Source organism: Leucobacter sp. MMO-125, from assembly GCF_037148395.1.
GTDB lineage: Bacteria > Actinomycetota > Actinomycetes > Actinomycetales > Microbacteriaceae > Leucobacter.
Genome location: NZ_JBBCTL010000001.1, coordinates 442833 through 464184, shown reverse-complemented (window position 1 = coordinate 464184; position 21352 = coordinate 442833). Strand labels below are relative to the sequence as shown.

Annotated in this window: 22 protein-coding genes; 19 read left to right on the top strand and 3 right to left on the bottom strand. The window is 66.8% G+C overall.

From position 1 onward, the window contains the following. Positions 1 to 138: 138 nt before the first annotated feature. Both gabT and WFI54_RS02140 read left to right on the top strand, forming a co-directional pair. The gene (gene gabT, locus WFI54_RS02145; protein ID WP_336651150.1) at positions 139 to 1482 is read left to right on the top strand and encodes a 4-aminobutyrate--2-oxoglutarate transaminase; all 1344 of its coding nucleotides are present in this window, start codon (positions 139 to 141) and stop codon (positions 1480 to 1482) included. 138 nt (positions 1483 to 1620) lie between these two features. Further along, positions 1621 to 3090 (top strand): NAD-dependent succinate-semialdehyde dehydrogenase, encoded by a 1470-nt coding sequence (locus WFI54_RS02140; RefSeq protein ID WP_336651149.1) that lies wholly within the window; start codon positions 1621 to 1623, stop codon positions 3088 to 3090. 76 nt (positions 3091 to 3166) lie between these two features. Here WFI54_RS02140 and rsmD read toward each other — a convergent pair whose 3' ends face one another. Then, complete coding sequence (gene rsmD / locus WFI54_RS02135; RefSeq protein ID WP_336651148.1) at positions 3167 to 3739, bottom strand: 16S rRNA (guanine(966)-N(2))-methyltransferase RsmD; 573 nt, start codon at positions 3737 to 3739, stop codon at positions 3167 to 3169. A 74-nt stretch (positions 3740 to 3813) separates the two neighbouring features. On the opposite strand from rsmD, the gene WFI54_RS02130 reads away from it, so the two are divergent. From WFI54_RS02130 to WFI54_RS02070, 13 genes are all read left to right on the top strand, one after another. Then, positions 3814 to 6000, top strand: coding sequence for an ATP-dependent DNA helicase RecG (locus WFI54_RS02130; RefSeq protein WP_336651147.1), 2187 nt, complete (start codon positions 3814 to 3816; stop codon positions 5998 to 6000). Between the two features lie 127 nt (positions 6001 to 6127). Next, positions 6128 to 7036, top strand: coding sequence for an ABC transporter ATP-binding protein (locus WFI54_RS02125; RefSeq protein ID WP_336651146.1), 909 nt, complete (start codon positions 6128 to 6130; stop codon positions 7034 to 7036). An 83-nt stretch (positions 7037 to 7119) separates the two neighbouring features. Next, positions 7120 to 8055, top strand: coding sequence for an ABC transporter permease subunit (locus WFI54_RS02120; protein ID WP_336651145.1), 936 nt, complete (start codon positions 7120 to 7122; stop codon positions 8053 to 8055). Between the two features lie 34 nt (positions 8056 to 8089). Then, positions 8090 to 9529, top strand: coding sequence for a sensor histidine kinase (locus WFI54_RS02115; RefSeq protein WP_336651144.1), 1440 nt, complete (start codon positions 8090 to 8092; stop codon positions 9527 to 9529). After that, positions 9526 to 10233 carry a response regulator transcription factor gene (locus tag WFI54_RS02110; RefSeq protein WP_336651143.1) on the top strand — a complete coding sequence of 236 codons (708 nt, stop codon included), beginning with the start codon at positions 9526 to 9528 and terminating at the stop codon, positions 10231 to 10233. Before WFI54_RS02115 ends, WFI54_RS02110 begins: the two co-directional genes overlap by 4 nt. Before the next feature lie 84 nt (positions 10234 to 10317). Beyond that, a complete protein-coding gene (coaD, locus tag WFI54_RS02105) occupies positions 10318 to 10812 on the top strand; it encodes a pantetheine-phosphate adenylyltransferase (protein ID WP_336651142.1) in 495 nt (164 codons plus the stop codon). Further along, positions 10812 to 11360, top strand: a complete 549-nt coding sequence (locus WFI54_RS02100; protein ID WP_336651141.1) for a YceD family protein — start codon at positions 10812 to 10814, stop codon at positions 11358 to 11360. The genes coaD and WFI54_RS02100 overlap by 1 nt, the downstream gene beginning before the upstream one ends. A gap of 13 nt (positions 11361 to 11373) precedes the next feature. Continuing rightward, positions 11374 to 11577 carry a 50S ribosomal protein L32 gene (rpmF, locus tag WFI54_RS02095; RefSeq protein ID WP_017885009.1) on the top strand — a complete coding sequence of 68 codons (204 nt, stop codon included), beginning with the start codon at positions 11374 to 11376 and terminating at the stop codon, positions 11575 to 11577. Positions 11578 to 11638: 61 nt separating this feature from the next. Then, positions 11639 to 12325 carry a ribonuclease III gene (gene rnc, locus WFI54_RS02090; protein WP_336651641.1) on the top strand — a complete coding sequence of 229 codons (687 nt, stop codon included), beginning with the start codon at positions 11639 to 11641 and terminating at the stop codon, positions 12323 to 12325. 6 nt (positions 12326 to 12331) lie between these two features. Next, positions 12332 to 13291 (top strand): bifunctional DNA-formamidopyrimidine glycosylase/DNA-(apurinic or apyrimidinic site) lyase, encoded by a 960-nt coding sequence (gene mutM / locus WFI54_RS02085; RefSeq protein ID WP_336651140.1) that lies wholly within the window; start codon positions 12332 to 12334, stop codon positions 13289 to 13291. A 267-nt stretch (positions 13292 to 13558) separates the two neighbouring features. Further along, complete coding sequence (locus tag WFI54_RS02080; RefSeq protein ID WP_336651139.1) at positions 13559 to 13960, top strand: DUF1622 domain-containing protein; 402 nt, start codon at positions 13559 to 13561, stop codon at positions 13958 to 13960. A 202-nt stretch (positions 13961 to 14162) separates the two neighbouring features. Continuing rightward, a complete protein-coding gene (locus WFI54_RS02075) occupies positions 14163 to 14396 on the top strand; it encodes a type II toxin-antitoxin system ParD family antitoxin (RefSeq protein ID WP_336651138.1) in 234 nt (77 codons plus the stop codon). Then, entirely contained in the window at positions 14393 to 14683 is a 291-nt protein-coding gene (locus WFI54_RS02070; RefSeq protein ID WP_336651137.1) for a type II toxin-antitoxin system RelE/ParE family toxin, read from the top strand. Before WFI54_RS02075 ends, WFI54_RS02070 begins: the two co-directional genes overlap by 4 nt. A gap of 20 nt (positions 14684 to 14703) precedes the next feature. Here the strand turns inward: WFI54_RS02070 and WFI54_RS02065 are convergent, their stop codons facing one another. Both WFI54_RS02065 and WFI54_RS02060 read right to left on the bottom strand, forming a co-directional pair. Then, the gene (locus WFI54_RS02065) at positions 14704 to 15222 is read right to left on the bottom strand and encodes a GNAT family N-acetyltransferase (protein ID WP_336651136.1); all 519 of its coding nucleotides are present in this window, start codon (positions 15220 to 15222) and stop codon (positions 14704 to 14706) included. A gap of 47 nt (positions 15223 to 15269) precedes the next feature. Continuing rightward, positions 15270 to 15656: a hypothetical protein gene (locus WFI54_RS02060; RefSeq protein ID WP_336651135.1), complete on the bottom strand. Its 387-nt coding sequence runs from the start codon at positions 15654 to 15656 to the stop codon at positions 15270 to 15272. A gap of 53 nt (positions 15657 to 15709) precedes the next feature. Here WFI54_RS02060 and WFI54_RS02055 point away from each other — a divergent pair, with 53 nt between their 5' ends. The 4 genes from WFI54_RS02055 (at position 15710) to smc (ending at position 21349) form a co-directional block, all read left to right on the top strand. Next, on the top strand, positions 15710 to 16369 hold the full coding sequence (locus tag WFI54_RS02055; protein WP_336651134.1) for a DUF1345 domain-containing protein: 660 nt from the start codon (positions 15710 to 15712) through the stop codon (positions 16367 to 16369). Between the two features lie 44 nt (positions 16370 to 16413). Then, positions 16414 to 16983: a DUF6434 domain-containing protein gene (locus tag WFI54_RS02050; RefSeq protein ID WP_336651133.1), complete on the top strand. Its 570-nt coding sequence runs from the start codon at positions 16414 to 16416 to the stop codon at positions 16981 to 16983. A gap of 131 nt (positions 16984 to 17114) precedes the next feature. Then, positions 17115 to 17513, top strand: coding sequence for a DUF4260 family protein (locus WFI54_RS02045; protein WP_336651132.1), 399 nt, complete (start codon positions 17115 to 17117; stop codon positions 17511 to 17513). A gap of 119 nt (positions 17514 to 17632) precedes the next feature. After that, positions 17633 to 21349 (top strand): chromosome segregation protein SMC, encoded by a 3717-nt coding sequence (smc, locus tag WFI54_RS02040; RefSeq protein WP_336651131.1) that lies wholly within the window; start codon positions 17633 to 17635, stop codon positions 21347 to 21349. The last annotated feature ends 3 nt before the right edge of the window (positions 21350 to 21352 follow it).

Here is a 21352-nt window from a genome sequence, read left to right as displayed (position 1 = left end):
GAAACTTCGAATTGAATTACTCCATTGTGGCACAGGAAGTGGTGGCTGCTCGGGGCTAGGCTGATCCAGAATCACATTCCAACACCGCGACGTCCGCACCCGGGCGCCGCACCAAGCCCCAGGCAAGGAGAACACCTCATGGCAGACGCCACGATCGTCGGCGGCCCCTCGCTCCCGCAGGAGCGCAAGCTCGTCACCAGCATCCCCGGCCCCAAGTCGCAGGAGATGCTGGCCCGCAAGAACGCCGCGGTCGCCGCAGGCGTCGGCGTGGCCCTCCCCGTCTCGATCGTCGCTGCAGGCGGCGGCGTGATGGTCGACGTCGACGGCAACTCGCTGATCGACCTCGGCTCGGGCATCGCCGTGACGGGCGTCGGCAACTCCGCCCCCGCCGTGGTCAAGGCCGTCACCGAGCAGGTGCAGCAGTTCACTCACACCTGCTTCACCGTCACCCCCTACGACGGCTACGTCAAGGTCGCCGAGAAGCTCAACGAGCTCACCCCCGGCGATCACGAGAAGCGCTCCGCGCTGTTCAACTCGGGCGCAGAGGCCGTCGAGAACGCGATCAAGATCGCCCGCCACTACACCAAGAAGAACGCCGTCGTCGTGTTCGACCACGCCTACCACGGCCGCACCAACCTCACCATGGGCATGACCGCGAAGAACATCCCCTACAAGGATGGCTTCGGTCCCTTCGCTCCCGAGGTCTACCGTGTGCCCACCTCGTACCCCTTCCGCGACGGCCTGTCCGGCGCCGAGGCGGCTCAGGTCGCACTGACCCAGATCGAGAAGCAGGTCGGCGCCGCCAACCTCGCCGCGATCATCATCGAGCCCATCCAGGGTGAGGGCGGCTTCATCGCCCCCGCCGAGGGCTTCCTCCCCGCCCTCCAGGAGTGGGCCACCGCCAACGGCGTCGTCTTCATCCTCGACGAGGTGCAGACCGGCTTCGCTCGCACCGGCGATCTCTTCGCCGCGAACCACGAGGGAGTTGTTCCCGACCTCGTCACCACCGCCAAGGGCATCGCGGGCGGCCTGCCGCTCTCCGCAGTGACCGGCCGCGCCGAGATCATGGACTCCGCTCACGCCGGCGGCCTGGGCGGCACCTACGCCGGCAGCCCCATCGCCTGCGCTGCGGCCCTCGCCACGATCGAGACCTACCAGGAGGAGAACCTCACCGAGCGCGCTCGCGAGATCGGCGCGATCATCGACGAGTTCTTCGGCGAGCTGGCGAAGAGCGACGACCGCATCGGCGACATCCGCGGTCGCGGCGCCATGAAGGCGATCGAGCTCGTCCAGTCGGGTTCGAAGACCCCCAACGCTGCCCTCACCGGTGCCATCGCCAAGTTCGCCGGCGAGCAGGGCGTTATCCTGCTCACCTGCGGCACCTACGGCAACGTGATCCGCTTCCTCCCGCCGCTCGCCATCTCGGACGAGCTGCTGCGCGAGGGCCTGCAGGTCGTCGCCGACGCGCTCACCGCAAACTGATCGGCCTCGTCGGGATTCCGCGCACAGGCGCGGAATCTCGACGACCCGTTATCCTGTCGCAGTCGCAGGATCCACAGACGACACGCCGCTTCGCACAGCCTCACGGCCGCGGAGCGGCGTTATGAAAGGACAGAGAACATGGCACTGAAGCCCAACGAGCAAGATCTGCTCGACCGCGTCGAAAGCGGCCTCGGGATCGGCGGCAAGTGGGAGGCGTCCACCTCGGGCGCAACCTTCGACGTCACCGACCCTGCGACCGGCGAGGTTATCAAGACGATCGCCGACGCCACCGTCGAAGACGCCGTGCGCGCGCTCGATGCTGCCGTCGAGGCGCAGCAGGAATGGGCCAACACGCCCACCCGCGTGCGCTCGAACATTCTGCGCCGCGCCTTCGACCTGCTCATGGAGCGCAAGGAAGAGTTCGCGCTGCTCATGGCAATGGAGATGGGCAAGCCCATCGCCGAGGCGCGCGGTGAGGTCGTCTACGGCGGCGAGTTCCTGCGCTGGTTCTCGGAGGAGGCCGTGCGCGTGCAGGGCGACTACCGACAGAACCCCGAGGGCACCGGCAACATGGTGGTCTCGCACATTCCCGTCGGCCCCTGCTACTTCATCACGCCGTGGAACTTCCCGCTCGCGATGGCGACCCGCAAGATCGCTCCGGCGCTGGCAGCAGGCTGCACCTCGGTGATCAAGCCCGCCGCGCTCACCCCGCTGACCACCATCTACTTCGTGCAGCTGCTCGAAGAGGCGGGCCTCCCCGCAGGCGTTGTCAACGTGGTCCCCACCTCGAAGTCGAGCGCCCAGTCGTCGGCGCTGCTCAGCGACCCGCGCCTGCGCAAGCTTTCCTTCACTGGCTCGACCCCGGTGGGTGTGAAGCTGCTCGAGGCTGCGGCTCAGAACGTGCTGCGCACCTCGATGGAGCTCGGCGGCAACGCGCCGTTCGTCGTCTTCGAAGATGCCGATCTCGATAAGGCTGTCGAGGGTGCGATGCTTGCGAAGTTCCGCAATATTGGACAGGCCTGCACCGCCGCGAACCGCATCATCGTGCACGAGTCGGTTGCCGACGAGTTCGCGCGCCGCGTGGGCGAGAAGGTTGCTGCGATGAAGATCGGCCGTGGCGCCGACGAGGGCAACGACATCGGCGCGCTGGTCGAGGAGAAGGCCGTGGCCAACACGGCTCGCCTCGTGGCAGACGCAGTCGAGACCGGCGGCACCATCGTCACCGGTGGCGAGACGATCGACGGCCCGGGCAACTTCTTCCAGCCCACCGTGATCGATCACCTGAGCCCGCAGGCTGCGATCATGCGCGAGGAGATCTTCGGACCTGTGCTCGGCATCGTGCGCTTCTCCACCGAGGAGGAGGCTGTCGAGATCGCCAACAACACCGAGTACGGCCTCGTCTCGTACGTGTTCACCGAGAACCTCGCACGCGGTCACCGCATGATCGAGCAGCTCGAGACCGGCATGATGGGCCTCAACACGGGTCTCGTGTCGAACGCGGCGGCACCGTTCGGCGGCGTGAAGCAGTCGGGCATCGGCCGCGAGGGCGGCTTCGACGGCATTCACGAGTTCCTCTCGACGAAGTACACGCTCATCCCGCGCTCGTAGTTCGAGCCGGAATTCGCACTCGGGCCCGAAACCTCTGCCGAGGGTTCGGGCCCGAGGTGTGTGCGGGGGCTGCGGTTTAGATGGGTTCGGCCCACCAGAGGGCGGTTTCGCCGTAGCGCTTCTCGCGCACGGGAGCGAGCCCTGTCGGCCAGCTCGGCTCGGGGGAGCGGCTGCTGCGTTCTACGAGCACGGCGGCGTCTTCGGCGAGCAGCGGCACGAGGGCAGTGAGGTTCGCGGCGAGCTCAGCCTCGGAGAGATCGTAGGGCGGATCGAGCAGCGCCACATCCCAGCGCGCGGCACCCGCCCCGTCGAGGAATCCCTGCACCGACTGCCGCACCACCTCGATACGGGGGGCGGATCCGGATCCGCCGAACGCCCCCAGCACCGTGCCCGTGTTGCGGTTCGCCACCTGGGCCGCCTGCTGAAGCTTCTCCACGAGCGTCACGGCCGAGGCGCCGCGGCTCGCGGCTTCGAGCCCGAGTGCGCCTGAACCGGCGTAGAGGTCGAGCACGCGCGCACCGTCGACGAGGCCCCAGGATTCCAGGGTCGAGAAGATTGCTTCTCGCACCCGGTCACTGGTCGGCCGGGTGCCCGACTTCGGCACATCGAGGCGCAGCGAACCTGCGGCTCCGGCGATGATTCTGGTCATCCCACGAGGGTACCGCCTCGTCGTCGCAGGCGTCGGTCGCGGTGCACGTCAGAGGTCGCCGCTACGCTTGAGGTATGACCCAGGCTTCGCTCGACACTCGCCTTGATGGCGTGGTGGGCGCGCGCACGGCCAAGCCGCTCGAGCGCGCGTTCGAGATGCGCACCGTGTCAGATCTGCTGCACCACTTCCCGCGCCGCTACTCGCGCCGCGGTGAGTTGACGCCGCTGCGGGGTTTGCCCATCGGTGAGCAGATCACCGTGGTTGCCCAGGTGCTCGATGTGCGTGAGCGTCGCATGCAGCGCCGCAACGGCAGCCTGCTCGAAGCCCGCATCACCGACGGCACGGGCACGCTCACCCTCACCTTCTTCAACCAGCAGTGGCGAAGCCGCGAGCTGGTGGCCGGGCGCCGCGGCATCTTCGCAGGCAAGGTGAGTGAGTATCGGGGCAATCTGCAGTTGCAGCACCCCGAGTATGAGCTGTTCGAGAATCGCGATGAGGCGCCGGGCGCTGAGCAGCTCGACGAGGCTGCTGCGAAGGCGTGGGCCGAGACCCCTGTGCCGATCTACCCCGCCACCGCGCAGTTGCCGAGCTGGACCATCCAGCGCGCGGTCGAACTCGCCCTCGACGCGCTCGGGCCGGTGCCAGATCCGCTGCCCGCAGAGATCCGCGAGGCAGAGGGCGTGATGCCGTATGGTCGGGCGCTCGAACTCATCCATCGGCCGCAACACGACGCAGACTGGCGTGGCGCGCAGCAGAGTCTCCGTTTCCGGGAGGCGTTCGAGCTGCAACTCGCCCTGCTCGATCGCCGCCGCCGTGCGGGGCTCGAAGCGAGCACCCCGCGGCCGCGCGCAGCAGGCACAGCAGCAGCCACCCCCCTTGGTCGTTTCGATGCTGCGCTGCCGTTCGATCTCACAGGAGACCAGCGCCTCGCGGGCGAGACTATTGCGCGCGAGCTTGCGCAGCCCCACCCCATGCATCGGCTGCTGCAGGGCGAGGTGGGCTCGGGTAAAACACTCGTCGCGCTACGCGCGATGCTGCAGGTGGCTGCGAGCGGTGGGCAGAGCGCGCTGCTCGCACCCACCGAGGTGCTTGCCGCGCAGCATTTTCGCTCGATCACGGATGCGCTGGGTCCCGATCTCACGGCCGAACTGAACCCGGTGCTGCTCACTGGCCGCATGCCGGCTGCGGAGCGCAAGCGGGCGCTGCTTTCACTGGCTTCTGGCAGCTGCCGTATTGCGGTCGGCACGCACGCCCTCATCAGCGACAACGTCACCTTCTACGACCTGGGTTTCATCGTCGTCGACGAGCAGCACCGCTTCGGCGTCGAGCAGCGTGAGGCGCTGCGACGCAAGGGTGCTTCCCCGCATGTGCTCGCCATGACCGCCACCCCCATCCCGCGCACGGTCGCGCTCACCGCGTTCGGCGATCTTGAAGTCACCACGATCCGTGAGCTTCCCCCGGGCAGGCAGGGGATCGAAACCTTCACGGTGCCCGAACTTGAGATGCCCAACCGGGCCGCCCGCGTCTGGGCTCGCACCGCTGAAGACCTCGCATCTGGTCGGCAGGTGTATGTGGTGTGCCCGGCGATCTCGGCCGGCGAGGTCGATCCCGAGCTTGACGTCGAAGAGACCGCCGAAGGCGCGCGGCCGCTCGCCAATGTCGAAGACACCGTTGCCGAGCTGCGCCGCCGCCCAGAATATGCGGGGGTGCAGATCGAAGGGCTCGACGGCGGTATGGCGAGCGATGAGAAAGACCGCATCATGCGCGGCTTCGCCGAGGGGCGGATCGGCATCCTCGTCGCCACCACGGTGATCGAGGTGGGCGTCAACGTGCCCAATGCCTCCATCATGATTGTGCGTGACGCCGACCGTTTCGGCATTTCGCAGCTGCACCAGTTGCGCGGCCGTGTGGGGCGCGGCGAGCATCCGGGGCTCTGCCTGCTCATGACCGCTGCCGAGCAGGGCTCAGTTGCACGGGAGCGCATCGAGGCCGTTGCCGCGACTTCCGACGGCTTTGCACTCGCCGAGGTCGACCTTGAACTGCGGCGCGAGGGCGACATTCTCGGCACCGCGCAGTCGGGCGGGCGGTCGACCTTGAAACTGCTGCGCGTGGCTGAGCACGGTGAGCTCATCTCGCACGCCCGTGATGTTGCCGCCGCGCTGCTCGAACGCGATCCCAAGCTGCACACCGCGCCGCAGCTCGCAGAGCTCATCGCGCGCGAACACGAGGCTGGCCTGCTCGACAATCTGGCGAAGTCGTAGCGAACACAGTACCCAGGTACCATCCGCGAGGCACCCGGGGCTGATCCGCCCGAATCCGCTTGCCCGTAGCGTGAAGACAACGATGCAGCACTGTGCATCGACAATCGTCCACGCGAAGGAGAGCACCATGATCGAGGCACGAGGCCTGAGTAAGCAGTACGGCAAGAAAACCGCCGTCGATGACGTCAGCTTCTCGATCAAGCCCGGCCAGGTGACAGGCTTCCTCGGCCCCAACGGTGCCGGCAAGTCGACGAGCATGCGCCTCATGGTGGGATTGGATCGGCCCACGGCGGGCACGGTCACCGTTAATGGCAAGCGCTACGCCGATTCCCCGGCACCGCTCGCTGAGGTGGGCGCGCTGCTCGACGCGAAGGGTGTGCACCCGGGCCGCAGTGCCCGCAGCCACCTGCGCGCACTCGCGGCAACGCACGGCATCCCCGATCGCCGCGTGCACGAGGTGCTCGAACAGACCGGACTCTCCGCGGTCGCAGGCAAGCGCGTCGGCGGTTTCTCCCTCGGCATGGGGCAGCGCCTCGGCATCGCCGCGGCGCTGCTCGGAGACCCGCAGACGCTCATTCTCGACGAGCCCGTCAACGGCCTCGACCCCGACGGTGTGCTGTGGGTGCGGCAGCTGCTGCGCCACCTCGCAGGTGAGGGCCGCACGGTGCTGCTGTCGAGCCACCTGATGAGCGAGATGGCGCAGACCGCAGACCACGTCATCGTGCTCGGGCGCGGCCGGGTCGTCGCCGACGCACCCATCGCCGAGTTCGTCGCCGGTGGTGCACAGGGAGAGCGAGTGCGGGTGCAGAGCCCGGACGCGGCACGGCTCGCCGCGCTGCTCATGACCGCGGCAGGCGTAGAGCTTGACCCTGAGGGGGAGCAGGCCTTCCTCGCACGCGGCATCTCTGCGGCTGAGATCGGTCGCGCCGCCGCCGCACACGGGATCGAACTGCACGAACTCAGTCCAATCACCTCCTCGCTCGAAGACGCCTACCTCGCTCTCACCCGCGGCGAACTCGAGTACCAGGCCGCGTAGGCACCCCGCCCAGGCATTGCTCGCAACGGCAACCACCCACGAGACGCGCCCAAGCCCCATCCACTTCACGAAGGAATCAGACCATGACCTCAACCATCACCATCGACGCGAGCCGCGTTCCCGGCCACGATGCCGGCGGATCCAACCCCCAATCCGCCCCCAAGCCAGCGATGGGCAGCGCACCGCGGCTCACCTTCGGCGGTGTGCTGCGTTCTGAGCGCATCAAGCTGTCGTCGCTGCGCAGCATCCGTCTCACTCTGCTCATCACCGTGCTCGCCGGTCTTGGCCTGAGTGCGATGATCGCGCTGCTCTGGAGCCGCGAAGTGGGAGGTGCGGACGCGATGATGGCCGCGGATGCTGCGGGCTTGCAAAACTATCTGCTGATCGTTTCGACCTTTACGGCGCCCTTCCTTTCGCTTGTGTTTGGGGTGCTGGGTGTGTTCGCCGTCACCAGCGAGTATTCGAGCGGCATGATCCTGTCGACGCTCACCGCGGTGCCGCAGCGCACACCGGTGCTGGTGGCGAAGGCGATCGTGACGGCAGCGGTCGCAGCGGTAACCGCGATCGTGCTCGTGCTCGGCGGTCTTGCGCTCGCCATGGCGTTGCTGCCGGAGTCGGCCGGCCAGCTCGGTTCGACCGCGGTGATCTCGGGCGGCCTCGGCACCGTGGCCTATCTGGTACTCATCACGCTGCTGGCCTTCGGCATTGCGACGATGCTGCGTTCGACGGCTGGCGGTGTCGCCGTGATCGCCGGTGTCACCTTCGTGCTGCCGATTGCCATGCAGGTGCTCATGTTGACGGGCTGGGAATGGTTGCCCACCGCCGCGGCCTATCTGCCGAGTGACCTCGGCAGCACCCTCGCCGCCGGAATCGCCGACGCGTCGACGCCTGCGGGTATGCCCGTCGAGGGCGAAGCAGCGGGCCTTGGCTACTGGCAGGCGCTCATCGCCATGGTGGTCTGGGCAGTGGCAGCCCTGGTGCCTGCCGCGCTGCTCTTCAAGCGCCGCGACGCGCGCTGATCCGCTGCGCTGCGTGAATCAGTAGGGTGAAGGGGTGAACCCAGAACTGACGGCCTCTGATGAGGTGCGGCTGCCACGCCCGCCGGGAGTGATCCGGCGGGCGATGGCGGCGCATCCGCTTGCGGTTGACGTGTTCATCGTGGTCTGGTTTGTGATCGGGTGCCTGCTGGGGGTGTTCATCGATCTGGTGACCGCCCAGGCACCCGTCGATGGTCTTGCCATTTCCGACTGGTTCTCGCTGCCTGGCTACCTGCAGTGGCCGTGGTGGCCGCTGGCCGTGCTGCGGGTTGTGGTCATCGGTGCGGCGCTGCTGTTCAGGCGGCGCTACCCGCTCACGGGCCTCATCGTCGTGACTGTTGCGATGCTCGGCGAGCACGGTGCGCAGGCGCTGGCATCGGGGGTTGCGCTGCTCTTCATGCTGTATGCGGTGCCCGTCTACCGCAGTGTTGCTGCGGGGTGGATCGGCTATGCCATCGCAGTGGTGGCGAGTGTGGGCAGCAGTCTCGTCTGGATGCTGTCGGATGCGACGTGGGGGACCGTCGGCGAGATAACTCCTGGCGGGATCAGTCGCGTGGACGGTGCTGGCCCCACTTCGTGGCCCGACTTCATCACGATCAGTGTGATGACCGCGATCTGGTATCTCGCCGTGCTCATGCTCGGCATCAACCTCGGCAACCGCAGGCGCTACCTGCAGGCGATCATCGACAGGGCGCATCAGCTCGCACGTGAACGCGACCAGCTCGCGCAGCTTGCCGTCGCGGAGGAGCGCTCGCGCATCGCCCGCGAGATGCACGATATCGTGGCGCATTCGGTGTCGGTGATGATCGCTCTTTCCGAGGGTGCGGCGCGGGCGGCGCAGGCTGCTCCGGAAGCCGCGGCCGATGCCATGTCCCGCAGTGCTGAGACGGGCCGCACCGCGCTCGCCGAAATGCGCCGCCTGCTCGGCGCGCTCACCGACCAGGGCGAGCAGGCCGAACTCGTGCCGCAGCCCGGGGTGCAAGATCTGCCCGAGCTTGCAAGTGGTTTCCGTGATGCCGGCATCGATGTCAGCCTGGTGGTGTGCGGCGAGGCATCCGGTGATCGCGGGCAAGATCTTGCGGTGTACCGGGTGGTGCAGGAAGGCTTGACCAACGTGTTGCGCTATGCGGGCACGGGTGCGCGGGCGGAAGTGCGGATCGAGCGCCTGCCTGATCGCACGGTGATCGAGGTGCGAGATTTCGGTGCGGCCGCGGGCATGACCCCGCCGGTGTCAGGTGTTGGCTCGGGGCGGGGGATCGCGGGGCTGCGTGAGCGGGCCCGTGTGTTCGGCGGTGAGATCTCGGCTGGTCCGGTGGCGGATCTCGGCGGCGGCTGGCGGCTGCGCGCCGAGTTGCCTGTCAGCGCGGAGGCGCGCGAGCGTGCGCCCAGCGACAGAGCGGGGTCTCAGAGTGGCGGCGCAGCCGCCGATCCGGAAACTGAAGGGGAGAACAGATGAGCGAGGCTCAGATCAGGGTGATGCTTGTCGATGACCAGGAGCTGATCCGCACGGGGTTCCGCCTGGTGCTATTGGCTGAGCCCGGCATCGACGTTGTTGCAGAAGCGGCCGACGGAGAAGCCGCGTTGGCAGCGCTCGCTGAGATGGAGGCTCGCGGCGATCGGTGCGATGTGGTGTTGATGGATGTGCGGATGCCGGGAATGAACGGTATCGAGGCGACCGACCGTATTGTCGCCGAGCATCCTGACACGCGAGTGCTGGTGCTCACCACCTTCGACCTTGACGAGTACGCGACGGGGGCGATTCAGGCTGGGGCGAGCGGCTTTCTGCTGAAGGACGCGCGGCCCGACGACCTGATCGATGCGATCCGCAGGGTTGCGGGCGGTGACGCCGCGATGGCGCCGAGCGTCACCAGGCGACTGATCGAGCAGTTGCGCTTGGGTGAGGCAGCGCCGATGGCGGCAGTGCCGACCACCTCGGCCGCAGACGGCGCTGCCGGGGTCGCAGAGGTATTCGAGGTACTCACCGAGCGGGAGCTTGACGTGCTGCGGCTCATCGCGGAGGGGCTCAACAACGCTGAGATCAGCGCCAAACTGTTTCTCTCCGAGTCCACTGTGAAGACACATGTGGGGCGGGTGCTCGCCAAACTGCAGCTGCGTGATCGCGTGCATGCAGTGATCTTCGCGAAACGACACGGGCTCTAGAGCTCGGTCGAGTGCGAATGCGAATGCTGCGCGATCGCTGACGACTCAGAGATGTATCAAGCTGTGGCCGGTAGGGTGGAAGCTATGAGCAAGATTGCCGTCGTACCTGGGTCATTCGACCCGGTCACCCTTGGGCACCTCGACGTGATCCGTCGAGCCGCCGACATCTTTGACGAGGTGCATGTTCTCGTCGTGCACAACCCCGGCAAAGATGCGATGCTGCCGATCTCGGAGCGCGTGGGCCTGATTCAGAAAGCCCTCGATGAAGATCCGCAGATGCCCAGCAATGTGCTCGTAGCGTCATGGTCTGTCGGCCTGCTGGTTGACTATTGCACCGAGGTGGGCGCCTCGGTGCTCGTGAAGGGCATCCGTTCGCAGATCGACGTGGCCTACGAGACCCCGATGGTCATCATGAACCGCAGCCTCGCGAGTGTCGAGACTGTGTTCCTGCTGCCCGACCCTGCGCACGCGCATGTGTCGAGCACGCTGGTGCGTCAGGTCTCCTCGATGGGCGGCGATGTGTCGGCCTATGTGCCGCCGGCCGTTGCACGCTTCCTCGCGAAGACGAGGCCCGCCTGATGAGCAATGCACGCGTGTTCCAGGAGAGCATCAGAGATCTCATCAACCGCCCGGGTGAGATGCGTGAGCGTTCACGCTCCGTCGCTGCACCCGAAAAGCTGGGCGAGGGGCTGGCCTGGGTGTCCGAGGGTGAGAACCTCGACCTTGATGTGCGGTTGGAGTCGGTGCACGAGGGCATTCTGGTCTCCGCTGAGGTGCGCACCACGGTGCACGCGGAGTGCGGCCGCTGCCTGAAAGAGTTCGCCACGCCGTTTCAAGTCGAGTTTCAGGAGCTTTTCGCGTATACTCCTACGGAGGCCGACGAGTATGGGGTTCACGGTGATCACGTGGATCTTGAACCCCCGCTCCGAGACGCGGTAGTGCTTGCACTTCCGTTTCAGCCAGTGTGTCGCCCGGACTGCCCGGGGCTCGATCCCGAGTCCGGTGAGTTGCGCGAGGCCGAGGCTGCAGCCGAGCCCAGCGTGGTGGATCCGCGATGGGCTGCGCTGGCCGGGTATCTGGCCGAGGAAGAAGACGTGGATCGGTTCGCCGATCCTGAAAGCAATTAGGAAAGAGAGCATCATGGCTGTTCCCAAGCGCAAGATGTCGCGTTCGAACACTCGACACCGCCGTTCGGCGTGGAAGGCCGAGGCCCCGAAGCTGGTGAAGACCGTCGAGAACGGCCGCACCGTGTACAGCCTCCCGCACCGCGCCCGCGTGGTCGAGGACTCGCAGGGCAACGCCCTCTTCCTCGAGTACAAGGGCCGCAAGGTCGCCGACGCCTAAATTGGCATCGAACTCTCGAGAGCCGTCGGGAACGCCGCAGGGCGACCCCGGCGGCTTTCTCGTGCCCTTTGGGGTGCGGATCGATCCCGAGCTGCTGCAACTCGCCCTCACGCACCGCTCGTGGGCGTATGAGCACGGGGGAGCACCGCACAACGAACGGCTCGAGTTTCTCGGTGACTCCATCCTCGGCCAGGCCGTCACGCTCAAGCTGTACCGCGACTACCCTGAGCTGAGCGAGGGTGAGCTGGCGAAGCGCCGCTCGGCGCTCGTGTCGACGGTCGCGCTCGCTGAGCTGGCGCGCGGGCTCGGAATCGGTGCCTCACTGCGCCTCGGCAAGGGTGAGCGTCAAACCGGTGGGCGAGACAAAGACTCGATTCTCGCCGACACCGTCGAAGCGATCATCGGTGCCGTCTACCTGTCAACCGACGGTGAAACGGCGAACCGGTTCGTACTCGACCTCGTGGCCCCGCTCTTCGCCGACCCTGAACGGTTCACGGCGGCGGTCGACCCGAAGACCTCGCTGCAGAAGGAGGCCGCCCGGCGCGGCCTGCCCCACCCGCCCTATGAGACAACGGGCACCGGCCCCGACCACGACCGGCGCTACACCTCCCGGGTAGTGCTCGACGGCGTCACAGGCTTGGGCGAAGGCACCAGCAAGAAGGTTGCAGAGCTTGCGGCAGCGCGCGACGCTGTCGAGCAACTGCTCGCAGCGCGCCGTCAACGCGCCGAGCGCGGGCACCGAAAGTAGCCCGGCGTGCCCGAACTGCCCGAAGTCGAGGTGGTGCGCGCCGGCCTCGCCCCCGCCATAACAGGCGCCAGAGTTGCTGCGGTGGAGGTGCGCGATCCGCGCGCCCTGAAACGGCACCTGCCCCTCGGCAGTGACGGGCTGCCCTGCGACGACGGGCTCGGCGGGCACAGCGTCACGCTGCCGCTCGAGGCTGGCCTCGCGCGCTCTGCCGATTTCGAGCGGCGAGTCACGGGGTTACGGCTCGCGGCACCGCAAAGGCGCGGCAAGTTCATGTGGATTCCCGTTGAGGATGAAGGCGGAGCCGAACCGGGATCCGCTCTCCTCGCGCACCTCGGGATGAGCGGTCAGCTGCTGCTGCGCGCGCTCGACGCACCCGATGACCGGCACGTGCGAATCCGGCTGTGGATCGAGCACCCCGAGCACGGCGAACTTCGGCTCGATTTCGCCGACCAGCGGCTCTTTGGCTCGCTCGCGCTCGACGCGCTCGCCGAGGCCGACGGAGGAGGCATGATCCCGAGCCAGGCGCGCCACATCGCGCGCGACCCGCTCGATCCGCTCTTCGACGATGTGCGTTTCCTCGTTGCCCTGAGATCCCGCAGCACAGGCGTGAAAAAGCTGCTGCTCGAACAGGGGCTCATCAGCGGGGTCGGCAACATCTACGCCGACGAGGCGCTGTGGCGAGCCCGGCTGCACCCCGAAACCGCGGGTGCCGCCGTCGGCCCCCGAAAGGCCCGCGAACTGCTCGCCGCGCTGCGCGAAGTGTTCGCCAAAGCCCTCGCCGAGGGCGGCACCAGCTTCGACGCACAGTATGTCAACGTGAACGGGCAGGCGGGTTACTTCGCGCACTCGCTCAACGCCTACGGTCGCACCGGGCAGCCATGCCCCCGCTGCGGTGAGCCCATCCGGCGCATCATCATCGGCGGGCGGTCATCGCATTTCTGTCAGAGGTGTCAGCGCCGACGCTGACCCCAGTGCACCTCACTTCAAGGAGCAGCGCAGCGATTTCGAGCCTGGTACTGCTCAGAGTTCTGGTCTGAATTGTCAGGCTCAACAAGCGCAGCAAGATCAATCGTCTGCGTTTGAGGACTTCGCGGACGCTACCGAACAACGCCGCATGTGGCCGGGCGTATACATGCACGCGACTGTGGTGGTCAGGCTGCTGTTGCTACCCCCTGAGTCTCAACGGGAAAATTGAGGAGCCATGCGGTCGCTGTGGCTCCATATACTGTGCACATGTTCACTGAGTCACTGTTCGCGGTTGTCGTCATGGTGATCGAAGTTATCGGGGTCTGCGTCGTCATCATCGGGTTTGGGATCGCCGCCGTGCTCGCCACGCGCGCGCTTCGCCGCGGCGCCGGGGGCCAAGCCGCCTATCAGGTACTGCGCACCACGATCGGTGGATCGATCTTGCTCGGCCTCGAGATCTTTGTCGCGGCGGACATCATTCACACCCTCTCGGCACCGTCGCTCGAGGATGCTGCCGTGCTGGGTCTCATCGTGCTCATCAGAACGGTGCTGAGCATGTCGATCCAGATTGAAATTGAGGGAACCTTGCCGTGGCGGCGTGCCTTGCGCACGAGCGGCGGTGAAGTCGTGGCACGGGCTATTGCACAGGAGGCTTCCGTCGCGAAGTGATTAGGCTGGGGCACTTCATGGCCAGTTGTGTTGACTCGTGCATGAATGCGAGTGAGTTCAGGATATTGAGTTGTGAGATAGGTGTGTTGTTTGTCTGATCGCGACAGTCGATACATAGGGAGGAGAAAATCACACCCTCACGTAGATGCTTTGAAAGCTATGGTGAGTTCCACTAGTTACCACTTCTTGGTAATCTTGTCGTATGGCAAGCAACACGTCGATCAGTTTGGACGATCACTTCGCTGATTTTCTGTCCCGCGAGGTTGCAACGGGCCGCTATCGCTCGGCGAGCGAGGTGGTTCGGGCAGGCCTCAGATTGCTCGAAGACAGAGAAACGCAGATGGCAGCGCTGCGTGAGGCTCTGGTCGAGGGTGAGGCAAGCGGTGCCGCTGAACCCTTCGACTTTGATGCGTTCATCGCCGCGAAGCGTTCGTGAGCGCCATTCGGCTAACCCCTGCAGCCCGCAGAGATCTTTCCTCGATCTGGGACTACACGCAGGAACGATGGGATGTGCGCCAGGCCGAAATCTACATCGGTGAAATCCGGTCTGCCATTGAGCGCGTGGCAGAACAGCCGGAGCGGGGGAGGCGCTGCGACGAAGTGCGAGCGAACTATCGCCGCTATGCCGTGGGCAGCCACCTGATCTTCTACGTCGAGGCAGAGCCCGGCATCGACGTGATCCGCATTCTGCATCAGCGAATGGATCCGACCCGGCAGTTGTGACCTGTGTACCGCGCTTCGGGTCAACGGTCGCCGCGATCCACTGCGAACGCCAGATGCGGCATCTCGACGCCGCGATAGTGCTTCACGAAGCGCCCGCGCACGGTCATTCCGAGGCGGATCGCCACGTTCATCGAGGCGAGATTCGTGTCACGCACTTGAGCCCACACCCGCTCGGCGGCGAGCTCATCGAAGGCGTAATTGCGGCAGGCGGTCGCTGCTTCGACGGCGTAGCCAAGGTGCCAATGAGCGCGATTGAAGAGGTAGCCGACCTCGACAACGTCATCGCCGAGAATGTGCTGCCGGGTGAGCCCGCACTGCCCGATCATTTCGCCGGTTTTACCGAGCTCAACAGCCCACAGCCCGAAACCATCCTCCCGATACCGCTCACGCATGCGCTGCAGCCAGCCCTGCACCATCGCTTCGTCTAAGGCGCCCTCGTAGGCCGTCATCGTCTGCTCGTCCTGCAGGATGGCGCGGAGTGCTGGCAGGTCATCCTCGTTCAGTTCGCGAAGTTGCAGGCGCGAGGTTTCGAGATGCATCCGATCATTGTCGCAGGAGGCAGCGTGCCGATCACTGCTACGCGAGGTCAGGCGGCGAAGCGCAGGCGTCGCAGCGCGACGGCCTGGCTGGCGGCGAAGAGAGCGATGTCGATGGCTATGGCGAGCACGGCGAGGGCGACCAGCACCGCGGCACCCGCTGCCGAGACCGCTGCCACTGAGGCGGAGGCGAGCAGGTTCGCGACCATCACCAGCCGGAGGGAGGTGCGCAGTCGGAGCTTGGCGAGCATGAGTAGGATCAGACCGGCCCAGACGACCACAACGACGCCGATGGCGACGACCAGCCAAGCGGGCAAAGCGAGGGTTGGCGCAATTGCCGGGCCGGCGATTGCGACGCCCGTTCCGAGCGCTGCGCAGTAGGCCGCGTCGATGCGGAGGCTCAGACGGCCGAGGCGTTCACCGTTCCACACATGCATGACCTCATCCTATGCGCGCGCTGCCCGACCCCGCTTCGACATAGACTGCGCCCATGGGTTCGAAAGTTACCTCGCACGCGCATCTGCGGCTGCGCGTCGGCGTCTCCATACTGATCGGCATCGGGGTGGGTGCTGTGGTGGCACCTCCGCTCGGGGTTGCGGCAGCGCTGCTTGCAGGTTGGGGGCTCATCGCACTCATCAATGTGGTGTGGGCGCTGTTGACGGTCTGGCACATGGATCCGCAGCAGACGCGGGCGCATGCGACCGCTGAGGATCCTGGCCGCGGCCTCGCCCGGGTGGTCGCTGTGGCTGCGAGCGTTGCGAGTCTGGTGGCGGTCGCGGTCGTGGCGGCGCAGGCGCAACAGGCTCACGGCATTGAGGCGTTCCTGCTCGCGGGCATTGCGTTGCTCAGCGTCGCAAGCTCTTGGGCGCTGATCCACACCGACTACATGCTGCGGTATGCCGCGCTCTACTACGCGAGCGGCCCTGATGGTGCGCCACGGGGCGGTATCGACTTCAATCAGGCCGATCCGCCGCAGTACACCGACTTTGTGTACTTCTCGGTGGGGCTCGGCATGACCTACCAGGTAGCGGACACGAATGTCAGCAGCTCCGATCTGCGTCGCGTGGTGATCGCGCAGACGCTGCTCGGCTACCTCTTCGGCGTTGGCATCATTGCGAACGTGGTCAATCTCATCTCGGGACTGGGATGACGGCCCGGTTACCGGGAGATCGCAGTCGCCCATAGGGTGAAGGGATGACCCTCTCCTCGCCAAGTTCCGACCGCCCCGCGCTCACGCCGGGCCTCTCAGGCGCCGAGCTGCGGCGCTGGTACTGGTTGAAAGACGAACTGAGCGATTTCGCGCGGTCGCTCGGTATCCGGGCTACCGGCGGCAAGGATCTGTTGACGGAGCGGATCGCTGCTCGCCTTGACGGCCGCAAGTTCGTCGAGCCGTCGCAGCCGAGGCGCTCCGGTGGACGTCAGCTCGCGGGTACGTTGACGCCCGAGACCCTGATCCCGGTGGGGCAGCGGTGCAGCCAGACGGTGCGGGCGTGGATGACGGAGCAGGTGGGGTCGGGCTTCCACTTCGACGCCGAGATGCGCGCCTTCTTCGCGGCCTCGGATGGCACGCAGACCCTGCAGCACGCCCTCGACCACTGGGCTGCGACGCGTGAGCAGGGAGAGCGCGGCATTGACGCCCAGTTCGAATACAACCGCTTCACGCGGGCCTGGCACACCGCCCACCCGGATGGCAGCCGTGAAGAACTGCTCGCCGCTTGGCGGGAGTACCGCGCACGCCCCGTTGACGAGCGCGGCCGAGCATAGGCTGACGGGATGGTCAAGCTGCTTCAGGCCGATCCTGGCTACTGCCGGAGCACCCGTGGCTCGCGCTCGCCGCAGCGCTTGAGCTGGCTCGTGGCGCAGCTGGCGGCGGGCTGAGCAATAGCATTGACCTCATGAACTTCATGCGTGTGAGCTGGGGCATGAGTGCCTTCGTCTGGTTCGGTTTCATCGTGCTGACTTGCGTGGCGCTGGGCTGGTCGGCCGTGGGGATCGCGGTGCTGTTCGGGGCGCTTCCTGATGTGGCGCTCATCGGTGGTTTCGCGCAGCAGGGTCGCTTGAAGCCCGAGCGTGTGAAGTTCTACAACACGCTGCACTCGATGCCGGTGCCTATTGCGATGCTGGTGCTCGGCGCGGTCGCGTTCTTCATCACGGGCGGCTTCGATGGTGGGTTCTGGCCGCTCGCGCTCGCGGGTGCTGCTTGGTTTGTGCATATTGCGGCGGATCGCGCCTTCGGCTTCGGCTTCCGTGACGCCGACGGCAGCATCATCCCGGTGGGGAGCGTGCTGGGGTAGAGGAGGCTATGCGGCTGTACTCGCGCGGCAGCAATGGCGGCCTGGCGGGGTGTGGCCGGGTACTCTCGTAGAGATCGACGGATTCCTGTCGGCCGAGCGAGAGACGGAAAGGCGGCGGCGTGCACCTCAAGAGCCTCACGCTCAAGGGCTTCAAGTCCTTCGCCCAGCCGACCACCTTCCAGTTCGAACCCGGGGTCACTGCCATCGTTGGCCCGAACGGTTCGGGCAAGTCGAACGTGGTCGATGCGCTCGCTTGGGTGATGGGCGAGCAGGGCGCGAAGACGCTGCGTGGCGGCAAGATGGAGGATGTCATCTTCGCGGGCACCTCCACCCGCGGCCCGCTGGGCCGTGCTGAGGTGCGCCTCACGATCGACAACTCTGATGGTGCGCTGCCGATCGAGTACACCGAGGTGACGATCAGCCGCACCCTGTTCCGCAACGGGTCGAGCGAGTATGCGATCAACGGTGAGAGCTGTCGCCTGCTCGATGTGCAGGAGCTGTTGAGCGATTCTGGCTTGGGCCGCGAAATGCATGTGATCGTGGGCCAGGGGCAGCTCGACGCGGTGCTGCGTGCGACACCTGAGGATCGCCGGGGCTTCATCGAGGAGGCCGCGGGCATTCTCAAGCATCGTCGTCGCAAGGAGCGCACGCTGCGCAAGCTCGATGCGATGGAGACGAATCTCACCCGCTTGAACGATCTCGCGGGTGAGATCCGCCGCCAATTGAAGCCGCTGGGGCGTCAGGCAGAAGTGGCGCGGCAGGCGCAGACGATCGCGGCTGAGGTGCGCGATGCGAAGGCGCGGCTGCTCGCCGACGATGTCGCACGGTTGCGCGCCGAACTCGACGAGCTGGCGAAGGATGAGGCGGAGCGGCATTCTGAGCGGATCGTGCTGCAGGAGCAGGCGGAGCAGAAGCAGTTGCGGGTGCAGCGTCTGGAGCAGGAGCAGCAGAGCGACGAGCTCGATGCGGCGCGGCGGGTGACGATCGGTTTGGAGTCTGCGCAGTCGAAGTTGCGTGGCCTGTTTTCGCAGGCGCAGCAGCGGCTCACGTTCTTGGCGACGCAGGCGGAGGCGCCGGAGCAGGTGAATCGTCTGACGCGCGCGGCTGTCGATGAGGCCGCCGAGGAGGTGCGTGCGCTTGAGGCGTTGATCCCCGAGGCTGAGTTGGCGTGGCAGCACGGCGGTGCGGTGACACGTCAGGCGCAGCAGGCGCTCGACGCGATCGACGAGCATATCGCGGCGCAGAGCGCGCTGGTGTCGCGGCACGATCTGCAGCTGTCGCAGTTGCGGGGGCGGGCCGAGACGGCCGAGCAGAAGCGTGCGACGGTGGCGCAGGAGTTGGCGCGGCGGCAGCACGCGGTTGCGCAGGCCGAGGAGCGGGCCGAGGCAGCCCGCGCGGAGCTTGCGGGTTTCGAGGAGCGCGCTGAGGCCGAGGATCCGGGTGCTGCGGCGCCCGGCGACAGTGACCGCATCGCCGACTGGGATGCCGCGTACCGTGCTGCGCAGGAGCGTCAGAGCGATGCCGAGCAGCGCCGCGATGAGGCGCGGGAGCGGCTGCACGCGCTTGAGCAGGAGCGGGCTGGGCTTGAGGCGCGGGTGAGTGCGTTGACGCGTTCGCTGGATCAGCGCGACGCTTCGGGGGCGCTGCTCGCTGATGCGCCGAGCGGAATTGCGGGCCGCGTATCTGATCATGTGCGGGTGCGCGAGGGAGCGGAGGCCGCCGTGGGTGCGGCGCTGGGTGTCTTCGGCGACGCGCTGCTCGCCGAATCGGCGGCGGCTGCCGGCCTCGCGGTGTCTGCCGCGCACGAACGCGATCTGGGCAGGTTGCGGGCGGTGCTGGCTGGCGGTGCGCGGGGCGATGCGGATCCCGAGGCAGGTGCCGGCCCCGAGATCGACGGCGCGACCAGGGCCGTCGATGTGATCGTTGAGGCACCGGCCGGGGTGCGCGGTCTGCTGGCCCGCAGCTACATCGTTGATGACCTGGCGTCTGCGATCCGCGTCTCCGATGCGCTGCGTGAGCGCTGGCCCGGCGGTGCCTACACGGTGGTCACCGGCGGGGGAGATGTGCTCACGGAGCACACGCTCAGTGGCGGATCAGGTTTGGCGCCGTCGCGTATCGAGCTCACCGCCGAACTGGAGCAGGCGGAGCAGGCTCGCACCCGCGTGGCGGAGCGGATCGCTGAGACGGAGGCCGAGCTGGCCGAGCTGCGCGAGGCTGCGGCGCGAGCCAAGACTGACGCGCAGCGGGCCTTCGCTGAGCTGCGCGCCGCGGATGCGCGTCTCGCCGAGGCGGCGAAGGAGCGCAACAGGCTTTCGACGAGGGCGGAGGCTGCGCAGGCCGAGGCTGACCGGGCCAGGCAGGCGCTTGTCGCTGTTGAGCAGTCGGTGGGTGAGGCTGCTGCGGAGGCGGATCGCGCAGCGCAGGCGTTCGCGGCGGCTGAGGCGGAGCCTCGGCCGATTCTTGATGCGAGTCAGCGCGATGAGATGCTCGCTGAGTTGGAGCGTGCACGCTCGGCCGAGGTGGAGCTGCGGCTTGCACTGGAAACCGCTCGTGAGCGGGCGCGCGCTGCTGAAGCGCGCCGCAGTGCGCTCGCTGAGCAGTTCGATGCTGAACGGCAGGCCGCTGAAGAGGCTGCGCGACGGGCCGTGCTGCGGTCGCGGCAGGTGGCGCAGGCCGAGCGGGTGGCTGAGCTGCTGCCCGCGATTCTTGATGCCTGCGATCGCTCGCTGGCTGAGGCGCGGCTTGCTCAGCAGGCCGCCGAGCAGCAGCGAGCGAAGCACAGTCAGGAGCTGACTCTGCTGCGCTCGGAGGAGTCCGAGCTACGGCAGAAACTGCAGACCCTTACCGAGCGGGTGCACGGCGCCGAGCTGAAGAGTTACGAGCGCAAGCTGCAGCTTTCGGCGCTGCTGGAGCGTTCGGGCAACGAGTTGGGGCTTGTCGAGGATGTGCTGATCGCCGAGTATGGCCCCCTGGTGGGGATCCCGGTTCCCGCGCAACACGACGACGAGACCGGGGAAGCGGCGCAGCCGGATACCGAACCCGCATTCGCGAACGCACTCGAGGCTGAGCTTGCAGCTGAGCTAGGGTTGGCGGGCGCGCAGCCCGCGGCCTCGGCTGGGCCTGCAGCACCGGCGGATCCGCCACCCGTGGCGAACCAGCAACACGACACCGTGCCCTATGTGCGCGCGGAGCAGGAGCGGCGTCTCGCCCGGGCAGAGAAGCAGCTTGCTCAGCTGGGCCGCATCAACCCGCTCGCGCTTGAGGAGTTCGCGGCGCTGGAGCAGCGTCACCGCTTCCTCAGCGAGCAGCTGAAGGACCTCGCCAAGACCCGTTCTGACCTGCTGGCCATCATCGAAGAGCTCGATCGCAAGATGCAGGGCATCTTCGCAGCGGCGTTCGAGGACACGCGGGCGGCCTTCGCTGAGGTGTTCCCGATTCTGTTCCCCGGCGGATCGGGTGAGATCGCGCTGAGCGACCCCGACGATCTGCTGAACACGGGCATCGATATGGCGGTGAAACCGGCAGGTAAAAAGGTGGAACGATTGTCGCTGCTGTCGGGTGGCGAGCGCTCCCTTGCTGCGGTGGCGTGGCTGATGGCAATCTTCCAAGCGCGCCCCAGCCCGTTCTACATCGTCGACGAGGTCGAGGCCGCGCTCGACGATGCGAATCTTGGGCGCCTGCTGCAGGTGTTCGAACGCTTGCGTGAGAACTCGCAGCTGATCGTGATCACGCACCAGAAACGCACGATGGAGATCGCCGACGCGCTCTACGGTGTCTCCATGCGCCAGGACGGCATCAGCGCTGTGGTCGGCCAGCGCGTCGGCCGCGAGGAGTGACGG